Below are 23317 nucleotides of genomic sequence, written 5' to 3' on the forward strand. Positions count from 1 at the left end.
GTAGCCCGAATGAAGATTGGCAAGCAGCTCCCGGCTGTTTCCGCAATCAACCCGCAGGAGCGCCGTGAAGCGTTGCTGCGCGATGCGCCTGCGCCGCTGCGGGCCGGTGTGCCGTCGGACGCGCCGCACACCGAGGCGACGCCCAGCAAAAGCACCAGCTTCAGCCTGCAGCTCAATCAGCAGCTGTCCTCGATGCAGTCGGCCGACAGCTACCTGGGCGACCTGCAGACGCGCCTGTCGCAACTCAAGCTGAGTCTCAGCCGGCAGATCAGTTCGCCGCAGCCGAGCGGCGAGGAAAGCATTCGCCACACCGTGCAGCAGGTTGGCGAGTTACTGAAAGAGCGCAGCCAGCGCTCCGGCCATTCTCTGGACGCCACTCTCAAGCTGCGATTGACCGAGCCGGTGCGCAGCCGCTTCAGCCTGAAAGGGCTGGAGTCGCTTGAGGCGATTCGTCAATCCGGGCGCGAGACGCTGCTGTTCAGCGGCGGTCGCCAGCTGGCCGAGCCGGTCGCCGTGGTGCTCGATGACGAGATGAGCGACGAGCAGATTCTGCGCCGTTTCAACGGCAGCCTGGGCCAGGCAGGGATACGCGCCGAACTCGATCAGAACGGCGCGCTGAAGTTTTCCGCCCGCGAAGGCGACTGGCAGAAACTCAAGGACCAGCTGGCGGTACAGGGCGAAGGCAAGTTGTTCGACAAGGGGCGCTACGTTCGCCTGCAGAGCGAGGACGACCAGCTGCTGAGCTTTCCCGAAGAGCTGCAGCTCGATTCCTTCCGCGAGCTGCGCCGCCTGCTCGACTCGGTGGTGGCCGGGCTCGACAAGGTCACCACCCTGCGCGAACAGCTGAGCAACCGGCAGCAGGAGATCCGCGAGTTCCTTGCCCGTCAGGCCCACGCCGACGAGAAGCAGTGGGCGATGGACTTCTCCCGCTCGGTGTTCAACCTGATGCAGCGCAGCCCCTCCAGCTACGCGGCGGTCACCCAGACCGTGGTGGCCCAGGCCACCATCAGCCGTTTCGCGGTGGTCAGCCTGCTGTCCTGAGCCGCGCTGCGCCGCTCAGCGTACGCTGCGGTCGATGAACTTCAGGTCCGATGGCCGGCTCATGGGCAGGGTTTGCAGGGTATCGCCCAGCAGCCCGCTGTCGGGGTCGCGCTGCACCACCACCAACGCATCGCTCTTCTGATTGGCGATGAGCATGAACCGCCCGCTCGGGTCGATGGCGAACTCGCGCGGTTCGCGGCCTTCGCTGTCGCGCGCCTGGATTTCGCGCACATTGGCGTTCTCCTCGATGGCATAGACCATGATGCGGTTGGTCTCGGCGCGGTCGCTGGCATAGAGGAAGCGGCCGTCCGGCGAGAGATGGATCGCGCCCGGCGAATGCTTGGCGGTGTCCCCCTCGGCGGCCATGTCCACCAGCTGGCGCTGCACCAGGCCGCCATCGACATGATCGAAACGCGCCACCTGAGCGCTCAGTTCCAGGGTCGCGTATGCCTGCAAACCGTCCGGGCTGAATACCAGATGACGCGGGCCGCTGCCGTCCGGCAGGCTGATGAAGGCCGGGTCGGCGGGTGACAGCGGGCGCTCGGCATTGGTCGAGTCGTAGCGATAAACGAAGATCTTGTCCGCGCCCAGATCACTGACGAACAGGGTCTTGCCGTCGGGCGACATCACCGCCGAATGCACGTGGGCCGACTGTTGGCGTTGCGGATGCACTTCGCTGGCCTTGTGCGCGGCGATCTGGGTAACGGGCATGAGTGTCCCGTCGTTGGCCGTGGGCATCACGGCCAAGCTGCCGCCGGGGTTGGCGCTGGAGCCGTAGTTGGAGACGAACAGGTAACGGCCGTCGCGGCTCTGGCTCAGGTGCGTGGGTTCGTCGCCGAGGGTCAGCTGCTGGGCCAGCGGCGACAGCTTGCCGCTGTTCGGCGCGATCATGAAGGCGCTCACTCGGCCCACCGGATCGGGATGTCCCGGCCCGTTCTCGTTGGCCGCATAGAGCCGGTTGCGGTTCAGGTCCAGCAGCAGCCAGGACGGATTGTGGGTACGTACCACTTGCAGCGGCTGGGGTGCGATCTGGCCGTTCTCGGCGTCGAACTGCATCCGGTAGATGCCTTCGCTGTTCCCTTCGCTGGTGTAGCTGCCGACGAGTAACTGATACATGGGTGCCGCCGCTCCCGTGAGGCTGAAGGTCAGAAATGCCGCGGCAACGCCGAGACGGATGAATGAAGTAATCGGCGTGGAACCGCGCATGGGGTCGCTCCTTGGTCGCTGATTGGAATGCCCTGATGCGCTTTGGAGCACCGGATACGGAAATAATTTTCCAACCGGCGCATCGAGCTGTCGATTTAACCCTTGCCGGCACGACTATGGGGTAACGAACCACGCTGGCAAGGGGACCGCAATGCGTTATCTATGCCTGGTTTATCTCGATGAGACCGCCTTGGCGGGCCTGTCGCTGGCCGCCCGCGCGGCACTGGAGGCCGAATCGCACGATTACCGCGAAGGGCTGCAGCGAAGCGGCCGGCTGATCATCGGCGAGGCGCTGCAGCCGACCCTCAGTGCCACCACCTTGCGCATGCAGGGCGACCAACTCCTGCTGCGCGACGGGCCGGCCGTCGGAGCGTGCGAGCAACCCTCGGCCTTCTATCTGTTCGAGGCGGCCGATCTCAACGACGCCATCCTGCTGGCCTCACGCATTCCGCCGGTGCGCCTGGGTTACGCCGAAGTGCGGGCGCTGCCACCGCGCGCGCCGCCGTGACGGCCGTTGCTGCACTCGCGCTTGGTCCATTTTTTTCAGACGCCACGAGGAAACGAACATGAACACTGCAAGCGATATTCAGAACGGCGAAACCCGTATCCGCGAACTGATGGTCGAGTTCGAACAGGCCGTTGCGGTCAAGGATCTCGATCGGATCATGGCCCAGTACGCGGCCGACGTCGTGGCCTTCGATGCGGTCGGCGAATTGCAGTTCAAGGGTGCCGATACCTATCGCGCCCACTGGCAGCGCTGCTTCGACTTCTGCCAGGGCGAGGGCTTTTTCAAGATCGGCGACGTCGATGTCGTTGCCAGCGGCGACCTGGCCTTCAGTTATTCGCTCAACCACTGCGGCGGCACCAATGACAAAGGCGAGATGCAGACCGCCTGGATGCGCGGCACGCGCTGCTGGCGCCTGCAGGGCGGCGGCTGGAAGGTCGTGCACGAGCACTTCTCGATGCCGTTCGACATGGCCACCGGCCAGGCTTGTTTCGACCTCAAACCCTGAGTCGCGCACCGCCGCACCCCGTGCAGCTGCCGCGTCGCGAAGCCCTCGTGCTTTCGCCGCCAGCTGCTAAGGTTGTCGGTCTGCATGATGTGAAGGAGAACAGCATGAAATACCTGTGCCTCGTCTACTACGACGAACAACGCGTGGACGCCATGACCGACGAGCAGTGGCTCGCGCTGGTCGACCAGTGCATGGCCAACAGCGCACGCCTGCAAGAAAGCGGACATTTCGTCGCCGGCGAGCCGCTGCAATCGGTACGCACCGCCAAGACCGTACGGGTACGCGAAGGCGCGGGCTCGGTGGTCGACGGCCCCTTCGCCGAAACCCGCGAGCAGCTGGCCGGCTTCTACCTGCTGGAGGCGGCCGACTTCGACGAGGCGGTGAAACTGGCGGCGAAGATTCCGCCGGCGGCGCTGGGCAGCATCGAGGTGCGCCCGCTGCGCCAGTTGCCTGATCGTTGAGTCACCGGGACGCGTTTGCGTGACGGCCATATCGGGCGGGGAAGCGGCGAGCCAGCGGACCATCGAAGCCATCTACCGCAACGAATCGCGGCGCGTACTGGCGACCCTGATCCGTCTGCTGGGCGACTTCGACCTGGCCGAGGAGGCATTGCACGACGCCTTCTTCGCCGCGCTACAGCAGTGGCCGCACGACGGCATACCGGCCAACCCGCGCGCCTGGCTGGTGTCGGCTGGACGCTTCAAGGCCATCGATGGGCTGCGTCGGCGGGCACGCTTCAATGCCTCGCTGAACCTGTTGGCCGATCAGCTGGATGCCGCCGAGGAACCGGACTGGGATCACGACAGGCTGGAGGACGATCGCCTGCGACTGGTCTTCACCTGCTGCCACCCGGCATTGCCCGGCGATGCGCAGGTGGCGCTGACCCTGCGCGAGGTCTGCGACCTGAAGACCGAGGAAATCGCCCGTGCCTTCCTCGCCTCGCCCAGCACCATCGCCCAGCGCATCGTGCGTGCCAAGCAGAAGATCCGTGACGCCGCGATTCCCTACCGCGTGCCGTCGCGTGAGGAATTGCCGGCGCGCCTGGATAATGTGCTGCGGGTGATCTATCTGGTGTTCAACGAGGGCTATTCGGCCTCCAGCGGCGCCGAGCTGACCCGCGCCGGCCTGAGCAGCGAGGCGATCCGCTTGGGCCGGCTGCTGCTCGACTTGCTGCCGGATCCGGAGCTGATGGGCTTGCTCGCGCTGATGCTGCTGCACGACTCGCGCCGCGCCGCACGCACCGATGAGGCGGGCGAGCTGGTGCGTCTCGACGATCAGGACCGCAGCCTGTGGGACCGGACGCAGATCGAGGAAGGTTCGGCGCTGGTCCAGCGTGCGCTGGCCTCGCGGCGATTCGGGCCCTACACCTTGCAGGCCGCGATCGTCGCCGTGCACGCCGAGGCGCCCAGCGCCGCGCAGACCGACTGGGCGCAGATCGTCGGACTCTACGACGTACTGTTGCGCGTCAGCCCTTCGCCTGTGATCGAACTGAACCGCGCGGTGGCGGTGGCCATGCGCGAGGGACCCGAAGCTGGCCTGAGATTGATCGACGATCTGCTGGCCCGCGGACAGCTCCACGACTATCACCTGCTGCACTCGGCCCGCGCCGATTTCTGCCGCCGCCTCGGTCGCCTGGACGACGCGCGGGACGCCTATCGGGACGCCCTGCAATTGGCTCAGCTGGAGCCGGAGCGGCGCTTTCTGAAGCAGCGCCTGGATGAGTTGGGCGAGACGGACGCGTCATAGCGCTGTTTCGACTAGCAGCATTCGCCGCTAGGGTGGGCCGGGCGGCGTACCGCTTCAGCCCACCGTTGTGGAGGCGATCAGCCGCGCCAGGCCCCCGGGTTCACCAGGTTCGCCGGCCGATCGCCCGCCAGCGCCGCCAGCAGGTTGTCCACCGCGCAGCGCGCCATCGCTTCCCGCGTCTCGTGGGTGGCCGAACCCATGTGCGGGGTCGCCACCACGTTATCCAGCTGCAACAGTGGCGAATCCGCGCTCAACGGCTCCTGCTCGAAGACATCCAGCCCGGCGCCGCGGATCTGGCCGCTGCGCAGGGCCTCGATCAGTGCCGCCTCGTCGACCACCTTGCCGCGGGAAATGTTGATGAAGATGCTCTCGGGGCGCATCTGCGCGAAGGCTGACGCGCCGATGAGGCCATGGGTTTCGGCGGTCAGCGGCAGGGTCAGGCAGATGAAGTCCGCCTCCCGCAACAACGCCTCGAGGCTGCGGTAACCGGCGCCAAAACGCTGCTCGGCCGCCGGTTTCGGCGAGTGGCTGTGGTAGATCACCGGCATGCCAAAGCCGAAGTGCCCGCGCTGGGCGAGGGCTTCGCCGATGCGGCCCATGCCGATGATGCCCAGCGTCTTGCCGTGCACGTCGCTGCCGAAGTGACGGGGGCCGATGTTTTGCTGCCACTGGCCGGCGCGGACCATGTTCGCCAGCTCCACAACCCGTCGCGCGGTCGCCAGGATCAGCGCGAAACCGGTGTCGGCGGTGGTTTCGGTCAGGACGTCCGGGGTGTTGCTGAGCAGGATGCGGCGTTCGGTCAGGTAGTCGATGTCGTAGTTATCGACACCTACCGAGACGCTGGCGACGGCTTGCAGCTGCGGCGCCAGATCCAGCAATGACGCATCCAGCCTGAGGCTCGCACCCAACAGGCCGTGGGCGCTGGGCAGGGCGTCGCGCAACTGCGCCAGGCCCTGGGTATCGAGGCGCTCGATGAGGGTGACTTCGGCCTGCGCCTGCAGGCGCGCCATCAGCGGCGCGGACAGCGCCTTGTACAACACGACGTGCTTTTTCATGGGAAACCTCGAATCAGGGGCGAGCGGTGGCCGAAAGGGGCGTCGCGGGTGCCGGCGCGGTCCGGTCGCTGGCGCCGGGCTTGAGGGTCAGGGTCAGTATCACCGACAGCAGCAACGCACCGCTCATCAGCAGGAAGGACATGCCGGGCGAGCCGGTGGAGCCGTTGAGGTAGCCCACCAGGTAGGAGCCGCCGAACGAGCCCAGCGCGCCCATGCTGTTGATCAGAGCCATGGCGCCACCGGCCACGTTCGCCGGAAGGATCTCGGGGACGATGGCGAAAAATGGCCCGTAGGGTGCGTACATGCAGGCCCCGGCGATCACCAGCAGGCTGTAGGACCACCAGAAGTGCTCGGCGCCGAGCAGATAGGAGGCATAGAACGCGATGGAGGCGATCAGCAGCGGCGGCCAGACGAAGCGCTTGCGCTTCTGGATCTTGTCCGAGGCCCAGGACACCAGCAGCATGGCGATCACCGCCGCCAGGTAAGGCAGCGCCGACAGCCAGCCGGCCTCGACCATGTCCATCTGCTGACCGGCCTTGAGGATGGACGGCAGCCACAGCACGAAGCCGTAGACACCGATGCTCCAGCAGAAGAATTGCAACGCCAGGATGATCACCTTGGGCGAGCGGAAGGCCTCGGCGTAGTTCTTCACCGCCTTGATGCCGACCTGTTCGGCCGCCAGGGCGCTTTCCAGGTCCTGCTTCTCCTGGTCGTTGAGCCACTTGGCCTGGGCCGGGCGGTCATCGGCCAGGCGCCACCAGATGAAGGCCCAGAGCACCGCCGGCAGGCCTTCGATGATGAACATCCAGCGCCAGTCGAATTGCTGCACCAGGTAACCCGATACCACCGACATCCACAGCATGGTCACCGGATTGCCGAGAATCAGGAAGGTGTTGGCGCGCGAGCGTTCGGCGCGGGTGAACCAGTGGCACAGGTAGACCAGCATGGCCGGCATCACCGCGGCCTCGACCACGCCGAGCATAAAGCGGATCACGATCAGCCAGTAGGCGCTGGAGACCATGCCGGTCAGCGTCGCCAGCGAGCCCCAGAGGATCAGGCTGACGAAGATCAGTTTCTTCACGCTGCGCTTCTGCGCGTAGATCGCGCCCGGCACCTGGAAGAAGAAGTAGCCGAGGAAGAACAGCGCGCCGAGCAGCGACGACATTCCGGGGGTGATCATCAGGTCTTCGGCCATGCCCGAGGCGGCGGCGAAGCCGTAGTTGGCCCGATCCAGGTAGGCCAGGCTGTAGGTGATGAAGACGATGGGCATGATGTACCACCAGCGGCGGGTGGCGAGGTTGAGCGTTTGCATGTCATGACTCCTGAGCTTGTTGTTTTTGTCTGCAGCAGGTGTGGTTAGAAAGCGTTTGGGGTGTGTTTCTGCCTTATCGGGCGTGGCTCCTGCCTAACCCGTCGCCAGGGAGGCATTGCTCCGCTCCCAGTCGAGGTCTTCAAGTTCCGCCGATAATTCCAGGCGGGTCGGCAATCCCTCCATGTCGCCGCGGCTCTGTACCGCGCGGCTGCCGATCCAGTTGGCGCGCTGCACCGCCTCGTCGAGGCTGCGCTTTTCCAGCAGCGCGCTGATCAGGCCGACGGCGAAGCCATCGCCGGCGCCCACGGTGTCCACCACCTGAACGTCCGGCACGGCGGCGACGAAGCCTTGCGCGTCGGGCGTGCGGTAGTAGGCGCCGTCTGCGCCGAGCTTGATCACCACAGCCTCGGCGCCCTGATCCAGATAGAAGGCGGCGATGTCGGCCGGATCCTCGAAGCCGGTCAGCACGCGGCCTTCGCAGAGTCCCGGCAGGATCCAGTGGGCGAGGGCGGCGAGGCGGTTGATCTCGCGGATCATGGTCGACTCGCTGCCCCACAGGCTGGGCCGCAGGTTGGGGTCGAAGGACAGGCTGCGGCCGGCCTCGCGCATCCGCGTCATCAGCTCGAAGGCCATCTCGCGGGCCGTGATCGACAGCGCCGGGACGATGCCGGTGGCGTGCAGGTGGCGAGCCTCGAGCAGCGCCGGCGCGATGGAATCGATCGACAGATGGCTGGCCGCCGAGCCACGGCGGAAATACTCGACCTGCGGGTCGCTGCCGTCGTCGCTGCGGGATTTGAACTGAAAGCCGGTGGGGTGCGCCGGATCGACCGCCACGTGGCGGCAATCCAGGCCCTCGTTCTCCAGCGTCTGCAACACGAAGCGGCCCAGGGAGTCGGCACCCACCCGACTCAGCCAGGCGACCTTGAAGCCCAGCCGCGACAAGCCGATGGCGACGTTGCTGTCGGCCCCGGCGATGCGTTTGTGAAAGCGCTCGACATCCGCCAGGTCACCGCTCTGCTCGGCCACCAGCATCGCCATGGTTTCACCGAAGGACAGCACATCGTAGTCAGACATGGGCCACCTCCCGGTGCGGCTGGCCGAGACGGGACAGGAGTGCGACATGCTCGGCGGTCAGTTGCAGGAGGTCATCGCCTTGCAGCGGGTACTCGGCGGCGCGCATCACGCCGGCCGGCATCTGCTCGAGTAGCAGCTCCCACAGCGGCAGGTCGGCCATGCTCGGTGGCGTGGCGACGAGTTTGCCGTCGGCGCGACGGGTCACCGCCTTGCAGTGCACATAGGCGACATGCCGGCCGAGCTGGCGCGCGGCGACCGCTGCCGACTGGTCCTGCCATTGCCAGTTGCCGATGTCGAAGGTCATGCCGATGGGCAGGCCGTGTTTCTCGACGGCCGAGAAAAAGCGCTGCAAGGGCTCGATCCGCCCGCCCTGTTCGGTCTGGTCGTTCTCCACCAGTAGCTGCACCGTGCTCGTGGCGAGCGCAGCGGCCAGGGCCGACAGGTCGTGGCCCTCGCTGAAATGGCCGAGGGAAACCTTCAGCCAGCTCGACCCAAAGGCCTCGGCGCGCCGCAGGGCGGTCAGCAGCGCGGGGTTGGGCGTGGGCTGGGCGGCGAGCCACAGCTCCAGTGGCGACGAATAGATGCTGCGCAGCCCCTTGGTGTTCGCGCCTGCGGCCAGTTCGGCGGCGTGTTCGCTGGTCAGCAGTTCTTCGCGCCACTCGATCCGCGAGGCGCCGGCGGCAGCCAGCAGATCGATGAAGCTGCCCTGACCGCGTGCGCGCACCAGGTCGGCACCGTAGCTGGAGAGGCTGATGGAGACGGGTGGTTCATGCATTGTTGTGCTCCTCTGAAACCGGTTTCAGTTTCGCTTAAAAAATTTTGCCTCGGTCAGAGCCTCATCGTGCGAGGCCCCCTGCTGTCAGCGTTGCGGACCGCGTGTCGATCCGCGCTCGATCAGTCGCGCCGGGAAATCGAGGGTGCGCGCCGGCCCGTTGTCGCCGCGCAGACGCTTGAGCAGGCAGTCGAACGCGCCGGCGCCGATCTCTGTCGTCGGTTGCGCCAGGGCGCTGATGCCGCTGCCCACCAGGGGGTACCAGTCGAGGTCATCCAACGCGAGCAGGCCGACATCGTCGAACAGCTGGCAGCCCAGTTCGCGCAGCACCTGAGTGGCCGCCAGCGCGGCGACGCCGTTGGCGCAGAACAAGGCCTTGGGGCCATGGTCCGGCCCGGCCAGAAAGGCTTCGATGCGCGCCGCCAGGCGGTCGCAGGTCTCCACCACAGCGCCGCGTAGCGCCGGACGCTGCTCGATGCCGGCGTTGAAACGCTCGACCCGCTCGATGCGCGAGCTGGTGCCGTCGAACGGCTCGGTGACCAGCAGCAGGTCGCGGTAACCGCGCTGCTCGAGGTGATCGAGGGCCATGTCGACGGCGGCCGGGTTGTCCAGGCCGACCAGATCGCTGTCGAGCCGATCGACCTTGCGGTCCACCAGTACCAGCGGCATTTCGCGGCGCAGCTCCAGCAGCTCGTCGCGGTGATGGCCGAGGGTGTTCACGATCAGGCCTTCGATGTTGTAGGCGCGCAGCAGCGCCAGATGCTGGCGTTCCTGCTCGTCGTCGCGATCGGTGTTGCATACCACCAAGCTGTAGCCATGGCGCCGGCAGGCGGTTTCCACGCCATGCATCACGGCGATCGAATAGGGGTTGCGGATGTCGGCCACCAGCATGCCGATCAGGCGTGTGCGGCCGCGCTTGAGGCCGCGGGCCATCTGGTTCGGGCGGTAGCCCAGCTCGGCGATCGCCTGCTCGATGCGCCGGGCGATGGCATCGGAGAGCAGGGCGCGATCTTCGCCGATGAAGCGCGAGACGCTGGCCTTGGAGACCCCGGCGCGTTCGGCGACATCGAGCATGGTCACGCGGCTGCGCTGGGCGGCGGAGAAAGAATTCACGAGCGTTAAACCTGCTTGTTGGATTTATTGTCTGGCTCTGAAACCGGTTTCAGGAGACTCCAGAAACCGCTCGATGGTCAAGGGCCTCATGCGAGAGGGGCGACCAACGGTCGCAGGCGATACGGCGGGAGGACGCTCCGAGCGGCACGAGAGCTAGTCGCCAGTTGCCGACAAGCACGGGTACCAGACGGCAGTGGCTGCGATAGCGGCTCAACGCTGGACGAGTCAAATGCGGAGTCATGCCGGAAGTTGGCGATGTGCTGCGCCCGCGGCGAGCAAAGCTTCGAATCAGCTAGTCGCCGTTGCCCGCCGGCAGATAGTCGCTGCGGCTCAGGCCGTGGCGCTGCATCTTTTCGTTGAGGGTGCGGCGCGGCAGTTGCAGCTGGTTCATCACCTCGGCGATGTTGCCCCTGTGCTGTTGCAGGGCGCTGTGCAGGCATTGCGCTTCGAAGGCTTCCATCTGCTCGGCGAGCGACGTGGCGGCGCCCGCGGCGGGGATGCCCGTGTTCGCGGAAGGCGGCGGTGTCAGGCCCAGCGCATGGCGTTCGGCGGCGTTGATCAGTTCGCGGACGTTGCCCGGCCAATCGTGGCTGAGCAGCTGCGCCAGCTCCGTCGGGCTGGCCGGCACCGGGTCGCGGCCATGGCGCTGGGCCGCCTGGCTGGCGAAGTGGTCGAACAGCAGCGGGATGTCTTCACGACGATCGCGCAACGGCGGGATGTGCAGCTCGGCGACGTTCAGGCGGTACAGCAAGTCCTCGCGAAAGCGTCCGGCGCGCACTTCATCGAGGAGATCCGGCTTGGCCGCGCTGATCACCCGCAGGTCGACCTCGATGCTGCGGTTGGAACCGAGCCGCTCCAGGGTTTTTTCCTGTAGCACCCGCAGCAGCTTGACCTGCTGGGCCAGCGGCATGCTTTCGATCTCGTCGAGGAACAGGGTGCCGCCGTCGGCATGCTCGATGCGGCCGATGCGCTTGCCCTGGGCGCCGGTGAAGGCGCCGCTCTCGTGGCCGAACAGCTCGCTCTCGAAGATGGTCTCCGGAATGGCCGCGCAATTGAGCGCCACGAACGGATTGCGCGCTCGCGGGCTGAAGTCGTGCAGGCAGCGCGCTACCTGCTCCTTGCCGCTGCCGGTGTCGCCGCGGATCAGTACATTGACGTTGGTGCCGGCCAGCTCCAGCACCTGCCGCCTGAGGTGTTCCATGCCCCGCGATACGCCCAGCAGCATCGACTCGATGCGGCCCTTGCGGGTGAATTGCTCGCGCAGCTGGCGGTTCTCGCAGACCAGCCGGCGCTTGTCCTGGGCGCGGCGCACGCTGTCGAGCAGGCGCTCGGGGGTGAAGGGCTTCTCGATGAAATCGTAGGCGCCCTGGCGCAGCGCCTGCACGGCCATCGGCACATCGCCATGGCCGGTGACCATGATCACCGGCAGCTCCGGATCCAGCGCCACCAGCCGTTCGAGCAGGCCGAGGCCGTCCAGGTCGGGCATGCGCACGTCGCTGATCAGCACACCGGGAAAGTCCCGGTCGATCGTCGCCAACGCCTGCTGGGCGCTGGCGCAGGTGCGCACGCTGAAGCCCGACAGCTCCAGCCATTGCTGCACGGCCTGACGGATCGCCGCTTCGTCGTCGATGAAGATGACCTGACCGCTCATGTCCCGCTCCTCCTGTGAGTCGCCAGTCTACTCGGCGACGGCCTCTTCGGCTGCCGGCAGATGCAGCACGAACACCGCGCCGAGGGCATCGTTGTGCACCTCCAGATTGCCGCCCAGGTCGCGCACGATGCCGTAGGACACCGCCAGCCCCAGGCCCAACCCCTGGCCGACCGGCTTGGTGGTGAAGAAGGGTTCGAAGACCTGATCCAGATGCTCGCTGGCAATGCCGCCGCCGCTGTCGGCGACGCTCAGCGTCCAGCCCTGGCGATCACGGCGAGCCTCAATGCGCAGCTGACGGACCGCGCAACCCTGCATGGCATCGAGCGCGTTGGTCAGCAGATTGATCAACACCTGCTCCAGACGGATGCCGTCGCCGCTGACCCAGGCCTCGGCCGGAACCTGGCGCAGCACCTCGATGCCATCGTTGCGGATCCGCGGGCCGAGCAGTTGCAGCGCCTGTTCCAGCACCTCGGTCAGGCGCAGGCGTTGATGCAGGCCGGCAGGGCTCTTGCGCGCGAATGTCTTCAGGTGACTGGTCAGCGCGGCCATGCGTTCGAGCAGCCCCTCGACCTGGCCGATGCCTTCGCGCACCGCCTCGGTGCGGCCGTTGTCCAGCAGCAGGCGCTGGCTGGCCAGTTGCATGCGCAGGGCGGTCAGCGGCTGGTTGATCTCGTGGGCGAGGGCGGCGGACATCTGCCCCAGCGCCGCCATCCGCGCGGCGTGTACCAGCTCGTCCTGGGCGGTGCGCAGCTCGCGGGTGCGCGCCTCCACCAGGCGCTCCAGCTCGCTGCGGCTGTGCTGTTCGACGCGCCGGGTCTTGCGCCGCTGGGCCAGGTAGAGCAGCAGAAACGCCAAGGTCATCCAGACACCGGCCGCGGCCAGGCGATAGCTGCGCACATTGGCGGCGATCAGTTGCGGCTCCTGCAGCAGATGCAAGGTCCAGTTCTCTTCCGGCAGCTGCAGGCGCTGCCAGAGGTAATTGCGGCGACCGTCCGGGCCGTCCACCTGGCGCCGCTCGCTGTCTTCGGCGATGCGCTGCAGGCTCTGGTTCGGCAAGGGTTGCAGGTTCTGCTCGGCGTAGCGGCGCGCGGCGACCAGTTGGTCGCGCACCTCGTCGCTGAGCGGCCGCAGATAGCGGAAGCGCCACGCGGGGCGGTTGGTGAGAATGACGATATCCAGCGAATCGGCAATCAACAGGATGCCGGACTGCCCGACCCACTCGCGTTGCATCTCCTCCAGTTCGAGCTTGACCACCAGCACACCGATTACCTCGCCAGCGCTGTTCTTCACCGAGCTTGAGAGGAAATAGCCGGGAATGCCGGTGGTTACGCCGACGGCGAAGTAGCGCCCGGAGTCGTTTTTCAGCGCATCGAGGAAATACGGGCGGAAGGCATAGTTGTTGCCGACGAAGCTGGTCCAGTCGCGCCAGTTACTGGCCGCGAGGGTTTCGCCGTGGCGGTCGAGCAGATAGAGCACCGAGGAGCCAGCCGCTTCGTTCTGTTGCTCCAGGCGCTGGTTCAACAGCTCGCGCAGCTTCTGGTCGTCGGGTTTGTTCAGCAGCTCCTGGATATCGCTGTCCAGCGCCAACAGCGCCGGCACCGAGCGAAAGCGCTCGACCTGGGTATGGATCGCCTGGGCATACAGCGCGAGCTGGCCACGCGCCTCCTGGCTGCGTTCGGCCCAGGCGCGGCGCTCGGCGATGTGGCCGGCCGAGTACATGCAGAGCAGCAGCCCGGCAAGGATCAGCGAGATGATGAGGGCGACGCGGTAGCGGCTGGTCGGTACAGGCATGTTCGACTCACGTGGTGATGCGTCATGTTAATGCAGGGCTTGCTTGATCAGGCGTAACCTGTACAACCTTCGGCTACTGTACAGCTATTTGCGATGATGGCATTGTGATGCCTCTGCGGATTTTCAGAGTGGTTAGCGGTTGGCTGGGAAGCGTTGAGAGGCAGGGCAGCCCGTCTGGTCCTTGTGTCAGGTCGTCTCGAGGTGCCCATGCTGAAGAAAATCCCAATCGGTGACGTGCGCTCTGGAATGTTCATTCATGGATTCGAAGGCAGCTGGCTTTCGCATCCGTTCTGGCGCAACAAATTCATCATCGCCGAGCCGGACGACCTGCTGCGCCTGCGTCAGAGCGGCCTGAGCGGTGTCTGGATCGACACCGACAAGGGCGGCGACGTAGGCGATCCAGCCGTTGCACCGGCCCCGCTCCCGGCTGCGCTGCCCGATGAGCCACAGGTGGCCCCGGATTCCAACGCCCCAAAGACGGCCGCTTTTGCGCGTTGCAGCGCGCGCGACGAGCTGCAACGCGCCGCCCGCATCATCAGCCGTTCGAAGAAGGCGGTCACCGAGCTGTTCGGCGAGGCGCGCTTGGGCAAGGCGATCGACGTCAACGGCTGCCTGCCACTGGTCGCCGAGATCAGCGACTCGCTGGCGCGCAACAGCTCGGCGCTGATCGGGCTGGCCCGGCTCAAGCACAAGGACGAATACACCTACATGCACTCGGTGGCCGTGTGCGCACTGATGATCTCGCTGTCCCGCCAGCTCGGGCTCGACGAAGACACCGCGCGCGCCGCGGGTCTGGCCGGCCTGCTCCACGACGTGGGCAAGATGGCGATGCCCGAGGCGGTCCTGAACAAGCCAGGCCACCTCACCGATGCCGAATTCGCGGTGATGCGCAGCCATCCGGAACGCGGCCATGCGATGCTTTTCTCGGCAGGATCGATCCCGGCCTCGGCGCTGGATGTCTGCTTGCACCATCACGAGAAGTACGACGGCAGCGGTTACCCGCATCGCCTGCAGGGCGAAGACATCAGCCTCTTCGCGCGGATGGCCGCCGTCTGCGATGTCTACGACGCCATCACCTCCAACCGGCCTTACAAGCAGGCGTGGAATCCGGCCGAATCGCTGGCACGCATGGCGCAGTGGAGCGGCCACTTCGATACCCAGGTGTTCCATGCCTTCATCCGCTCGGTGGGCATCTATCCGCTGGGGTCCTTGGTGCGCCTGGAATCCGGCCGGCTCGGTGTGGTGATCGACCAGCACCCGGAAAAACTCACGGAACCGCTGGTGCGGGTGTTCTTTTCGGCGAAGGCCAAGACGCCGATCCAGCAGCTGGACCTGGATCTCTCGCGACGCGGCGTGACCGACCGCATCATCGGCCGTGAAGACCCGGCGCATTGGGGCTTCAGCAATCTGGACGACTTCTGGAAGTAGCGGCCGCCGGCGCGAATTGCCCGACCGGTAGCCGCGTCGGGTCGCCATCCCGGGGCCCGTGCGTTATCATCCCCGGCCCGTTTTTGCCGCTTCGATGCATCGAAGCCCAACCGAGCGTGCCTGCAACCATGACCTGGCAGCCCAGTCCGCCATAGCGCAACGCCCCTCTTCGCCTGTCCCCGACCGCCCAGCGTGCGCGGTCCCGATGCTGTGTGCCAGCTGGCACCTCAGCCAAAAGACACTAGCCTTGCATCAGCCTGCGTGCCGCGTCATGCCCGCCGCTCATGCCTTTGCTCTGGATATTCCGATGCTTCACTCGATCAAGCAAAACTGGTTCGGCAACATTCGTGGCGACGTGCTCTCCGGTCTCGTCGTCGCCCTGGCGCTGATTCCCGAGGCGATCGCCTTCTCGATCATTGCCGGGGTCGATCCCCGGGTCGGCCTCTACGCGTCCTTCTGCATCGCCGTGGTGATCGCCTTCGTCGGTGGCCGCCCGGGCATGATCTCGGCAGCCACCGGCGCCATGGCGCTGCTGATGGTGACGCTGGTGCGCGATCACGGGCTGCAATACCTGCTGGCGGCGACTCTGTTGTGCGGGGTGCTGCAGATCGGTGCGGGCTACCTGCGGCTCGGCTCGCTGATGCGCTTCGTCTCGCGCTCGGTGGTTACCGGCTTCGTCAACGCCTTGGCGATCCTGATCTTCATGGCGCAGCTGCCGGAGCTGACCAACGTCACCTGGCATGTCTACGCGATGACTGCCGCGGGCCTCGGCATCATCTACCTGTTCCCCTACGTGCCGAAGATCGGCAAGGTCATTCCCTCGCCGCTGGTGTGCATCCTGTCGCTGACCGCTGTGGCCATATACCTGGGGTTGGACATCCGCACCGTCGGCGACATGGGCGATCTGCCCGATACGCTGCCCGTGTTCCTCTGGCCGGAAGTGCCGCTGACCTTCGAAACGCTGCGGATCATCTTTCCCTATTCCGCCGCGCTGGCGGTGGTCGGGCTGCTGGAGTCGCTGATGACCGCCACCATCGTCGACGACCTGACCGACACCGGCAGCGACAAGAACCGCGAGTGCAAGGGGCAGGGCGTTGCCAACATCGTCTCCGGCCTGTTCGGCGGCATGGCCGGCTGCGCGATGATCGGCCAGTCGGTGATCAACGTCCGCTCCGGCGGCCGTACCCGACTGTCGACGCTGATCGCCGGCGTGGTGCTGTTGCTGATGGTGGTGTTTCTCAGCGACTGGGTCGGGCAGATCCCCATGGCCGCGCTGGTGGCGGTGATGATCATGGTGTCCATCGGCACCTTCAGCTGGGATTCGCTGCGCAACCTCAAGCACTATCCGCTGTCGACCAACATCGTCATGGTGGTCACGGTGGTGGTGGTCGTCTTCACCCACAACCTGGCCTACGGCGTGCTGGCCGGTGTGCTGCTGGCGGCGATGTTCTTCGCCAACAAGGTCGGCCACTATCTCGACATCCGCTCGGAGCTGGACGGTGATGGCAGTGGTCGAACCTATCGGGTGGTCGGGCAGGTGTTCTTCAGCTCCTCGGACAAGTTCACCGCCGCCTTCGATTTCAAGGAAGCCCTCGCTCGGGTCACCATCGACCTCAGCCAGGCGCACTTCTGGGACATCACCGCCGTCTCCGCGCTGGACAAGGTGGTGCTCAAGTTCCGCCGCGAGGGCACCGAGGTTCAGGTGCTGGGCTTGAACGAAGCCAGTGCCACCATCGTCGACCGCTTCGGCGTGCACGACAAACCCGATGCCATCGACAGCCTCATGGGCCACTGACAGGGAGAACGATATGAACCAGATAATGGCTTGCATCGACGGTTCAGCACAGGCTGCGGCCGTCTGCGATTGCGCGGCATGGGCCAGCCTGCAGCTGGACGCGCCGCTGACGCTGTTGCACGTGCTCGACCAGCAGCAATACCCGGCGGCCGGCAACCTCAGCGGCATTATCGGCCTCGGAAGCCGTGAATACCTGCTCGAAGAACTCGCCGCGCTGGACGAGAAGCGCAGCAAGCTGGCGCTCGAAGAAGGCCGGATGATGCTCGACTCCGCCAGGCAGCGGGTGATCACTGCCGGAATAGCACAGCCGGACGTGCGGCAGCGCCACGGCGATCTGGTGGAAACCTTGCGCGACCTGGAAGCGGACATCCGCCTGCTGGTGATCGGCAAACAGGGCGAGGAAAGCGGTAATGACCTGCAGCTCATCGGCAGCCAGCTGGAGAGCGTGATTCGAACCCTGCACCGGCCGATCCTGGTCACTCCGGCCAGCTTCAGTGTGCCTACCAGCGTGATGCTGGCCTTCGATGGCAGCGACACCTCACGCAAGGGCGTCGAGATGCTGGCCTCCAGCCCGTTGTTCAAGGGCATCCCGATCCACCTGGTGATGGTCGGCGATGACAATGGCGAGCACCGTGCGCTGCTCGATTCCGCCCGCGATGCGCTGGTGTCGGCGGGGTTCGACGTGCATATCGCCCTGCGCAGCGGAGAAGTCGAGCCGGCGCTGCACGCCTACCAGGCCGAGCATCGGATCGGCCTGCTGGTCATGGGCGCCTATGGGCACTCGCGGATTCGCCAGTTCCTCGTCGGCAGCACCACCACGCGGATGATCCGCTCGACCACCACGCCACTCTTGCTGTTGCGCTGAGCCGCGGGCGGCAGGCCTCAAGCTTCAGGCTTCAGGCTTAAAGCCCGAAGAGCCCAAAGCCCCTAGCCTCCTGCCCGGTCAAAACGCGAGTTTAAGCCGCTGCGCTCAAGGTCACGCTCTGCACGGCTCCAACCAGTGGGAGCCGCGACCTGCGGCGAATGCGGCCGTCCGGTTGCCAGCAAAGCAAAGGCTTCGCCCCGAGGGCGGGGCTCCTACAGAAAAGGAAAGCGCTGGGCTTCGGCCCTCAAGTTTCCCTACGTCGCACCGCACCGCTTTTGTGGGAGCGGTCTCGACCGCGAGCTTCCCAGCAAAACCCCGCGATCAGAACACTGGCCATCAGAGCCGCCGCTCCCCTTGTGGGCGCGACGCGGCTATGTCTCGGTACCGCGGCCCGCCTGCGGTCTAGCGATAGATATCCGCGCGCGACCAGGGCAGCTCGTGGGAGCCATCCGGCAACGGCTTGCTCGCCAGGATCTGATGCAGGTTGATCCAGTTGCGGCGGAAGCCGTAGGCACAACCCGCGAGATACACCCGCCAGATGCGCAGCGCCCGCTCCGGCACCATCCGCTGGGCTTCGGCCAGATTCTTCTCCAGCCGTTCGCTCCAGAACTGCAGCGTGCGCGCGTAATGCAGGCGCAGGCTTTCCACGTCGACGATCTCCAGGCCCGAGGCGCTGATGCAGGCGCCGATCTCGGTCAGGTGCGGCAGCTCGCCGTGGGGAAATACGTAGTGGTCGATGAACTCACCCGCGCCGTGAGCCACCGGCCGTCCGTCGAGGTGGCGCGAGGTGATGCCATGGTTCATCACCAGCCCGCCCGGGCGCACCACCTCCGACAGCTGCTTGCAGTACAGCGGCATATTGGCGTGGCCCACGTGCTCGAACATGCCGACACTGACCACCTTGTCGAACTGGCCATCCGTGGGTAGATCGCGGTAATCCATCAGCTCCAGCTGAACCTGATCCTCCAGCCCTTCGGCGGCGACGCGCTCGCGACCGAGCTTCAACTGCTCGCGGCTGAGCGTGATGCCGAACACCTGGGCGCCGAACTCGCGCGCGGCGAAGCGCGCCAGCCCGCCCCAGCCACAGCCGACATCGAGCAGGCGATCGCCGGGTTTGAGCCGTAACTTGCGGCACAGATGGCGCAGCTTGGCCTGCTGCGCCTGATCGAGGTCTTCCGTGCCGGTCTCGAAATAGGCACAGGAATAGACCATGTCGCGGTCGAGCCAGAGCTGATAGAACTCGTTGGACAGGTCGTAATGATAGGAAATGGCCTCGGCGTCGGTGGCCTTGTCATGCGCCTCGCGGGTCGGCAGCGCCGAATGCTCTTCGCCGAGCGCGCTGGTGATCTCATCGCCGATGCGAATGATCTCCTCCAGCGGACCGTGCAGGTCGATCTGACCTTCCACATAGGCACCGCCGAGCAGATCGAGGCTGGGATGCGCGAGCTGCGGTACCAGGCCGGGGTCCTTGATCTCCAGCGTCACGGAAGGGGCGGGGCCGATATCGATCTCCTTGCCGTCCCACAGCTTGAGACGCAACGGAAGCTCCAGCTCCTTCAAGGTCGGAAGTATTGTGGCCAACATACTCGGTCTCCTGATCGTCACGTATGGAATCCTAGACCAGCTTTTTTCCGCTTGCGCTCGATCGACGGATGGCTTTTCTTTATGGGCTCGATTGAGCCGCCTGGACGAGCGCAGGGAAGGGTTGTCGCGTATCCAGGGCTTTGCCGAATTCGCGGGTTTGGAGGTGCAGGCGAGGGAAGTGTTTGGGTCTAGGGCGGGGAAATGGCGGAAGGCAGTGGGAGTCGAACCCACCCGGGAACGGCTGCCGCCCCCAACCGGGTTTGAAGCCCGGCCGCACCACCGGGTGCGATTGCCTTCCTCATTGATTTATAACGAGTTTTTCTAGCTTGCCGGTTGTTCTGACACGTGAGTGTCGAAGAAGTGTCGAAATTCCTTAGCAGGACCGAAAGCCAGCACGTCTTGCAGATGATCAGGCGAAAGGTGAGCGTACCGCATAGTCATAGCCAATGACGAATGCCCCAGGATCTTTTGCAAGGTCAGGATGTTGCCACCGTTAGCGATGAAGTGTGACGCGAAGGTGTGGCGTAGGACATGAGACTTCTGTCCTGCTGGCAGATTGAGCCCAGCACGCGCAACAGCTTCATCAAATCGATCACGGCAATTGCTGAACGCGCCATGTTCGCGAAGATGAGTCCGGATTCGGTCCGCCAGCCTCGGATCGATGGGCACCACACGTCGCCGCTTCGACTTGGTGTTCACGAACTGGAGCGATCCATCGGCGACCCTACTCAACGTGAGTCCCTGAGCCTCACCCCATCGGCAGCCCGTAACGAGGCAAATCATCGCGATCAGCTCGACGTGTGGGTGCCTCATGTTCCGCAGTACGGCAAAGAGCTGATCGATCTGAACGGTATCGAGGTAGGACAGTTCTCGCTCTTGCACTCGAATCGCACGGAGTAGAGCAAGCGGGTTCTGGTAGTCGACTTCACCGAGACGGCGTAGCTCGTTGAACATGGCCCGCAGGTAGGACAGTTCGTTATTCAGAGTCTTCGGACTGATCCCTGATGCAATACGTCTGGCCCGATATTCCGCGAAGTCAGTAGCTGTCAGCGTGATAGCGATAGGGTTCTTCAACCGTTCAACCATCCGATCCATGATGACTCGGCGTCCCGCATAGTCTGAGAGCGACCCACCGTGCAGACGACCCCAGCAATCCACCAATTCAGATAGGCGACGACGGTCCGTCGGTTTGGGTGACCATGTTGGGCTTTCGATTAGCTTTGATCGGCAAGTCGCTTCGAACCGCTGGGCTTCGCCCTTGGTCTTGAAGGTTTTGCGGAAGCGCTTGCCCTTGATCGGCTCTACATCGACCCGCCAGCGTCCGTCAGGCAGTGCGAGGATTGCCATCAGACAGCACGCCCCCATCGCACATGGCGTTCCTGCAATAGGTTCTTGATGTGGATGTATAGATCCCGCTCCGTCATATCTTTAGACGCGTAGTGATCCCGAATAACTGGCCAGCATTCCCACTCGCGCAGCCGCTCAAACGCCTTTTTTGCGCCCACCCGCTCCCTTGCCAGTAGGCTTACGAAGTTTCCCAGGAACAGTTCCACGTTCTTGCCCGAGAAGCCTCGAGAGGTCTTGTAGTAGCGCTTGTACTGCGTCTCATCGACCAGGGAATCGACCGGCAGATCAACCCGCGCGTCTTCACGCAGCAGCGTCCAGATGGGTTCGAAATAGCCGGGGCGGGCGAGCAGCTTGAATTGGCTCATGCCGTAGCGCCACAGGCCTTCCAGATGGGCTGAGAAGGCGGCAAAGGAGTCCGTATCGATGGCTTGGCCGGTCTTCACGCTTGTCGAGCCGCTGGCGAACTGCTGGATGACCGAATGGTGATAACGCAGCTCGACGCGCCATACATCCTGAGTCGGGTCGTAGTTGTCCGGGTCTTTCGCATCGAACGAATCACGCCGACGCCAAACGCTTTCCCAGTAGTCGAGCTTGTCATGAGCGCGGGCTTGCAGCGTCTTGTTATAGATCCCGAGCTGTACGCCACCGGCGGAGCCAAACAGGAAGGATTGGCCCTTGCCATAGGTGGCGGCTTCCATCGTCCACTGAATCTCCTTGATGCCCGAGATATCGCGGTTGGCACGTGCGCGACAGTGCATGCGGGCGGTCAGGTCAGCCGGAGGCGTCCAGCCTTGCAGATCCAGGGCGAGGTGAACGGCACACTGGTTACGCTCTCGATTGGTCATCACTGCGGCCGCGTAATAATCCATGCGCTCTTGCAGGCGCTCAGGCGACAGCGCGTCGATGGCGTGCGGCGATACCTCGATTTTCAGGTGTGGTCCGATTTGCTCCAGCTTGGCGTTGAAGTTTTTGATGAGCAGGATGAAGCCAAGGTCAGCGTTCTGGAGCTTGTATTGGTAGCCCGAATCCCGACCAACGCGACCGGAGTGCCAGATCTCACCGGCAAACTCGACCATCGCGCCCGGCTTCTCGAACAGCGCCATAACCTCAGGGCGGATCAGTCCTCGATACAACTGACGGACCGTATCGACGCCGCAACGCAGCAACCGAATTTTCGACAGATCGGTCATCGCCGCTGTACCCGGATCAACGAACAACCGTCCGCGTTTGGTCGGACTGCCCGTTACATGATCCAGTCTCGCTTGGTCTTTAACGCTCATTTTCGAATCTCCAACAATGTCCACTAACGGACGGTTTCAACTGGTTTTATCTGACGTGCTACAGGGACGTCAGCGAGCGCTTTTTGCGGCGCGCTCGTGCCTCGCAGCGCCTGCAAAAAGCGACAGCGACGCCCCTGCTCACCACAGGAACCGTCCCTTGTTGTACTGAACGCGGGTGATAGTTTCCGGGGGCTCCAACGGGCCCTCGCTCTCTGTTGTGGCTCGCCCTGGTTCGCTACGGTTACCGCCTTGGGCGGTTTGCCTGCCTTGCTTCCAGGGATCAAACGCACCTTGCTTGACCAGCACTTCACAGGCCTTTTCGGGCGTTTCCAGTGGCGTGCCCTGCTGGGTAAAGCAGCGACACCCGGTCCGCTCCGAGCTGATACAGGCGGCGATCCGGGGAAAGTCGTTCGGGCGGGTCAGGTGGTCATAGATCGGGGCTGACCAGGGCATGCCCTCGATGCGGGACTTGAGCTTGTCAGGCTCCCAAGAGGCTTCGCTGTTGAGCGCTGGCTTTTGCGTGAGCCCATCGAACGGCGTTCCGGTCGCCGTGGCCTGCTTGCCATCGACCAGCACCACATCGTTCGCCGCGACCGGATCTGGCTCGGGCTTCGGCCCCATATCGAGTAGCCGCATCATGGCGAGCCCACTGCCGCCGAGCAGACACACCAGCGCGACGACCGCGACGGCGATCAGCTTCCAGGGTGGTGCCGCTTTGTGGGTATCGAGAACCGTCGAGGTATAGAGCTTGAACACTTCGGGGTTCGGTTTGACGAAGCGTGATTGGCTGCTTTTGCGGGCGGTCTTGTTGGTCGGATCGTTCTGCACCGTGTCCCACTGGTGGCGAACCATCTTCATGTTCCAGGGGCGGTGGTAGTGCACATGCGGCTTGGCCAGCTTGCGCACGAACGGGTCCAGGAACATCGGGTCTTGCGTGGTAGCGATGAAGTCTTTGCCGCTGTGGCGGTGGCGGGCGAGTTCGCGGATCCACTCGGGGACTTCCTTGCCGGAGCGCTGGCCGAGATAGTCCTGCACTTCGTCGATGAAGATCACCGACCCTTCGGGAAGGTCCCGCCAGCCCTTGATATCAGGAATCTCAGTCACGCCGTGCTTGGCCGCTTCGAAGCCCTTGATCGGCGTGCAGAACTTGTCCCGCCCTTTGTATTCCTTGGCGGTCAGGAACTCCCACAGCTCATTGGAGGTTTTGCCATCGCCGGGTTTGCCGGTCACGAGCTTAAACATGG

General features: G+C 64.8%; 20 protein-coding genes and 1 tRNA gene. 8 read left to right on the forward strand and 13 right to left on the reverse strand.

The features are described 5' to 3' along the window. Window positions 1–9 precede the first annotated feature (9 nt). A complete protein-coding gene (locus tag KCX70_RS01030) occupies window positions 10–1041 on the forward strand; it encodes a hypothetical protein (protein WP_212619015.1) in 1032 nt (343 codons plus the stop codon). Between the two features lie 15 nt (window positions 1042–1056). Here the strand turns inward: KCX70_RS01030 and KCX70_RS01035 are convergent, their stop codons facing one another. Continuing rightward, window positions 1057–2247, reverse strand: coding sequence for a lactonase family protein (locus KCX70_RS01035; RefSeq protein ID WP_212619016.1), 1191 nt, complete (start codon window positions 2245–2247; stop codon window positions 1057–1059). A 151-nt stretch (window positions 2248–2398) separates the two neighbouring features. On the opposite strand from KCX70_RS01035, the gene KCX70_RS01040 reads away from it, so the two are divergent. The 4 genes from KCX70_RS01040 to KCX70_RS01055 all read left to right on the forward strand — a co-directional run bounded on the left by KCX70_RS01040 (window position 2399) and on the right by KCX70_RS01055 (window position 5006). Then, on the forward strand, window positions 2399–2755 hold the full coding sequence (locus KCX70_RS01040) for a YciI family protein (RefSeq protein WP_212619017.1): 357 nt from the start codon (window positions 2399–2401) through the stop codon (window positions 2753–2755). Between the two features lie 58 nt (window positions 2756–2813). Further along, complete coding sequence (locus KCX70_RS01045; RefSeq protein WP_212619018.1) at window positions 2814–3260, forward strand: YybH family protein; 447 nt, start codon at window positions 2814–2816, stop codon at window positions 3258–3260. Between the two features lie 104 nt (window positions 3261–3364). After that, window positions 3365–3721 carry a YciI family protein gene (locus tag KCX70_RS01050; protein WP_212619019.1) on the forward strand — a complete coding sequence of 119 codons (357 nt, stop codon included), beginning with the start codon at window positions 3365–3367 and terminating at the stop codon, window positions 3719–3721. A gap of 61 nt (window positions 3722–3782) precedes the next feature. After that, window positions 3783–5006, forward strand: a complete 1224-nt coding sequence (locus tag KCX70_RS01055) for an RNA polymerase sigma factor (RefSeq protein ID WP_212620264.1) — start codon at window positions 3783–3785, stop codon at window positions 5004–5006. 77 nt (window positions 5007–5083) lie between these two features. Here KCX70_RS01055 and KCX70_RS01060 read toward each other — a convergent pair whose 3' ends face one another. From KCX70_RS01060 to KCX70_RS01090, 7 genes are all read right to left on the reverse strand, one after another. Beyond that, window positions 5084–6061 carry a 2-hydroxyacid dehydrogenase gene (locus KCX70_RS01060; protein WP_212619020.1) on the reverse strand — a complete coding sequence of 326 codons (978 nt, stop codon included), beginning with the start codon at window positions 6059–6061 and terminating at the stop codon, window positions 5084–5086. 13 nt (window positions 6062–6074) lie between these two features. After that, entirely contained in the window at window positions 6075–7373 is a 1299-nt protein-coding gene (locus KCX70_RS01065; RefSeq protein WP_212619021.1) for an MFS transporter, read from the reverse strand. A 93-nt stretch (window positions 7374–7466) separates the two neighbouring features. Further along, window positions 7467–8447, reverse strand: coding sequence for a sugar kinase (locus KCX70_RS01070; RefSeq protein ID WP_212619022.1), 981 nt, complete (start codon window positions 8445–8447; stop codon window positions 7467–7469). Further along, window positions 8440–9222, reverse strand: a complete 783-nt coding sequence (locus KCX70_RS01075) for a sugar phosphate isomerase/epimerase family protein (RefSeq protein WP_102846322.1) — start codon at window positions 9220–9222, stop codon at window positions 8440–8442. The genes KCX70_RS01070 and KCX70_RS01075 overlap by 8 nt, the downstream gene beginning before the upstream one ends. A gap of 84 nt (window positions 9223–9306) precedes the next feature. Beyond that, complete coding sequence (locus KCX70_RS01080) at window positions 9307–10332, reverse strand: LacI family DNA-binding transcriptional regulator (RefSeq protein ID WP_272876415.1); 1026 nt, start codon at window positions 10330–10332, stop codon at window positions 9307–9309. Between the two features lie 292 nt (window positions 10333–10624). Further along, window positions 10625–11983, reverse strand: a complete 1359-nt coding sequence (locus KCX70_RS01085) for a sigma-54-dependent transcriptional regulator (RefSeq protein WP_021209012.1) — start codon at window positions 11981–11983, stop codon at window positions 10625–10627. A gap of 27 nt (window positions 11984–12010) precedes the next feature. After that, complete coding sequence (locus KCX70_RS01090; RefSeq protein WP_212619023.1) at window positions 12011–13774, reverse strand: sensor histidine kinase; 1764 nt, start codon at window positions 13772–13774, stop codon at window positions 12011–12013. A 207-nt stretch (window positions 13775–13981) separates the two neighbouring features. Between KCX70_RS01090 and KCX70_RS01095 the strand changes: the two genes are divergently transcribed. The 3 genes from KCX70_RS01095 to KCX70_RS01105 all read left to right on the forward strand — a co-directional run bounded on the left by KCX70_RS01095 (window position 13982) and on the right by KCX70_RS01105 (window position 17862). Further along, a complete protein-coding gene (locus KCX70_RS01095) occupies window positions 13982–15202 on the forward strand; it encodes an HD-GYP domain-containing protein (RefSeq protein WP_212619024.1) in 1221 nt (406 codons plus the stop codon). Window positions 15203–15509: 307 nt separating this feature from the next. Next, a complete protein-coding gene (locus KCX70_RS01100; RefSeq protein ID WP_212619025.1) occupies window positions 15510–16997 on the forward strand; it encodes a SulP family inorganic anion transporter in 1488 nt (495 codons plus the stop codon). Between the two features lie 13 nt (window positions 16998–17010). Further along, a complete protein-coding gene (locus tag KCX70_RS01105; protein WP_212619026.1) occupies window positions 17011–17862 on the forward strand; it encodes a universal stress protein in 852 nt (283 codons plus the stop codon). 402 nt (window positions 17863–18264) lie between these two features. Here the strand turns inward: KCX70_RS01105 and cfaB are convergent, their stop codons facing one another. From cfaB to KCX70_RS01130, 5 genes are all read right to left on the reverse strand, one after another. After that, window positions 18265–19446, reverse strand: coding sequence for a C17 cyclopropane fatty acid synthase CfaB (gene cfaB, locus KCX70_RS01110; protein WP_021209007.1), 1182 nt, complete (start codon window positions 19444–19446; stop codon window positions 18265–18267). Between the two features lie 202 nt (window positions 19447–19648). Further along, window positions 19649–19744: transfer RNA gene (locus tag KCX70_RS01115), tRNA-Sec, on the reverse strand. Window positions 19745–19767: 23 nt separating this feature from the next. Further along, window positions 19768–20793, reverse strand: coding sequence for a phage integrase (locus tag KCX70_RS01120; RefSeq protein ID WP_102846494.1), 1026 nt, complete (start codon window positions 20791–20793; stop codon window positions 19768–19770). Further along, window positions 20793–22073 carry a hypothetical protein gene (locus tag KCX70_RS01125; RefSeq protein WP_212620266.1) on the reverse strand — a complete coding sequence of 427 codons (1281 nt, stop codon included), beginning with the start codon at window positions 22071–22073 and terminating at the stop codon, window positions 20793–20795. The genes KCX70_RS01120 and KCX70_RS01125 overlap by 1 nt, the downstream gene beginning before the upstream one ends. Before the next feature lie 138 nt (window positions 22074–22211). Beyond that, window positions 22212–23315, reverse strand: a complete 1104-nt coding sequence (locus KCX70_RS01130) for a zonular occludens toxin domain-containing protein (protein ID WP_212619027.1) — start codon at window positions 23313–23315, stop codon at window positions 22212–22214. Between the last annotated feature and the right edge of the window lie 2 nt (window positions 23316–23317).

The organism is Stutzerimonas stutzeri, from assembly GCF_018138085.1.
Lineage (GTDB): Bacteria > Pseudomonadota > Gammaproteobacteria > Pseudomonadales > Pseudomonadaceae > Stutzerimonas > Stutzerimonas stutzeri_AI.

What these genes read in the sequence shown, in the direction of transcription:
- KCX70_RS01095 (WP_212619024.1), top strand. Translation starts at nt 13,982, where the DNA reads ATGCTGAAGAAAATCCCAATCGGTGACGTGCGCTCTGGAATGTTCATT.
- KCX70_RS01050 (WP_212619019.1), top strand. Translation starts at nt 3,365, where the DNA reads ATGAAATACCTGTGCCTCGTCTACTACGACGAACAACGCGTGGACGCC.
- KCX70_RS01120 (WP_102846494.1), bottom strand. Translation starts at nt 20,793, where the DNA reads ATGGCAATCCTCGCACTGCCTGACGGACGCTGGCGGGTCGATGTAGAG.
- KCX70_RS01105 (WP_212619026.1), top strand. Translation starts at nt 17,011, where the DNA reads ATGAACCAGATAATGGCTTGCATCGACGGTTCAGCACAGGCTGCGGCC.
- KCX70_RS01100 (WP_212619025.1), top strand. Translation starts at nt 15,510, where the DNA reads ATGCTTCACTCGATCAAGCAAAACTGGTTCGGCAACATTCGTGGCGAC.
- KCX70_RS01060 (WP_212619020.1), bottom strand. Translation starts at nt 6,061, where the DNA reads ATGAAAAAGCACGTCGTGTTGTACAAGGCGCTGTCCGCGCCGCTGATG.
- KCX70_RS01035 (WP_212619016.1), bottom strand. Translation starts at nt 2,247, where the DNA reads ATGCGCGGTTCCACGCCGATTACTTCATTCATCCGTCTCGGCGTTGCC.
- KCX70_RS01075 (WP_102846322.1), bottom strand. Translation starts at nt 9,222, where the DNA reads ATGCATGAACCACCCGTCTCCATCAGCCTCTCCAGCTACGGTGCCGAC.
- KCX70_RS01125 (WP_212620266.1), bottom strand. Translation starts at nt 22,073, where the DNA reads ATGAGCGTTAAAGACCAAGCGAGACTGGATCATGTAACGGGCAGTCCG.
- KCX70_RS01045 (WP_212619018.1), top strand. Translation starts at nt 2,814, where the DNA reads ATGAACACTGCAAGCGATATTCAGAACGGCGAAACCCGTATCCGCGAA.
- KCX70_RS01130 (WP_212619027.1), bottom strand. Translation starts at nt 23,315, where the DNA reads ATGTTTAAGCTCGTGACCGGCAAACCCGGCGATGGCAAAACCTCCAAT.
- KCX70_RS01040 (WP_212619017.1), top strand. Translation starts at nt 2,399, where the DNA reads ATGCGTTATCTATGCCTGGTTTATCTCGATGAGACCGCCTTGGCGGGC.
- KCX70_RS01085 (WP_021209012.1), bottom strand. Translation starts at nt 11,983, where the DNA reads ATGAGCGGTCAGGTCATCTTCATCGACGACGAAGCGGCGATCCGTCAG.
- cfaB (WP_021209007.1), bottom strand. Translation starts at nt 19,446, where the DNA reads ATGTTGGCCACAATACTTCCGACCTTGAAGGAGCTGGAGCTTCCGTTG.
- KCX70_RS01065 (WP_212619021.1), bottom strand. Translation starts at nt 7,373, where the DNA reads ATGCAAACGCTCAACCTCGCCACCCGCCGCTGGTGGTACATCATGCCC.
- KCX70_RS01030 (WP_212619015.1), top strand. Translation starts at nt 10, where the DNA reads ATGAAGATTGGCAAGCAGCTCCCGGCTGTTTCCGCAATCAACCCGCAG.
- KCX70_RS01090 (WP_212619023.1), bottom strand. Translation starts at nt 13,774, where the DNA reads ATGCCTGTACCGACCAGCCGCTACCGCGTCGCCCTCATCATCTCGCTG.
- KCX70_RS01070 (WP_212619022.1), bottom strand. Translation starts at nt 8,447, where the DNA reads ATGTCTGACTACGATGTGCTGTCCTTCGGTGAAACCATGGCGATGCTG.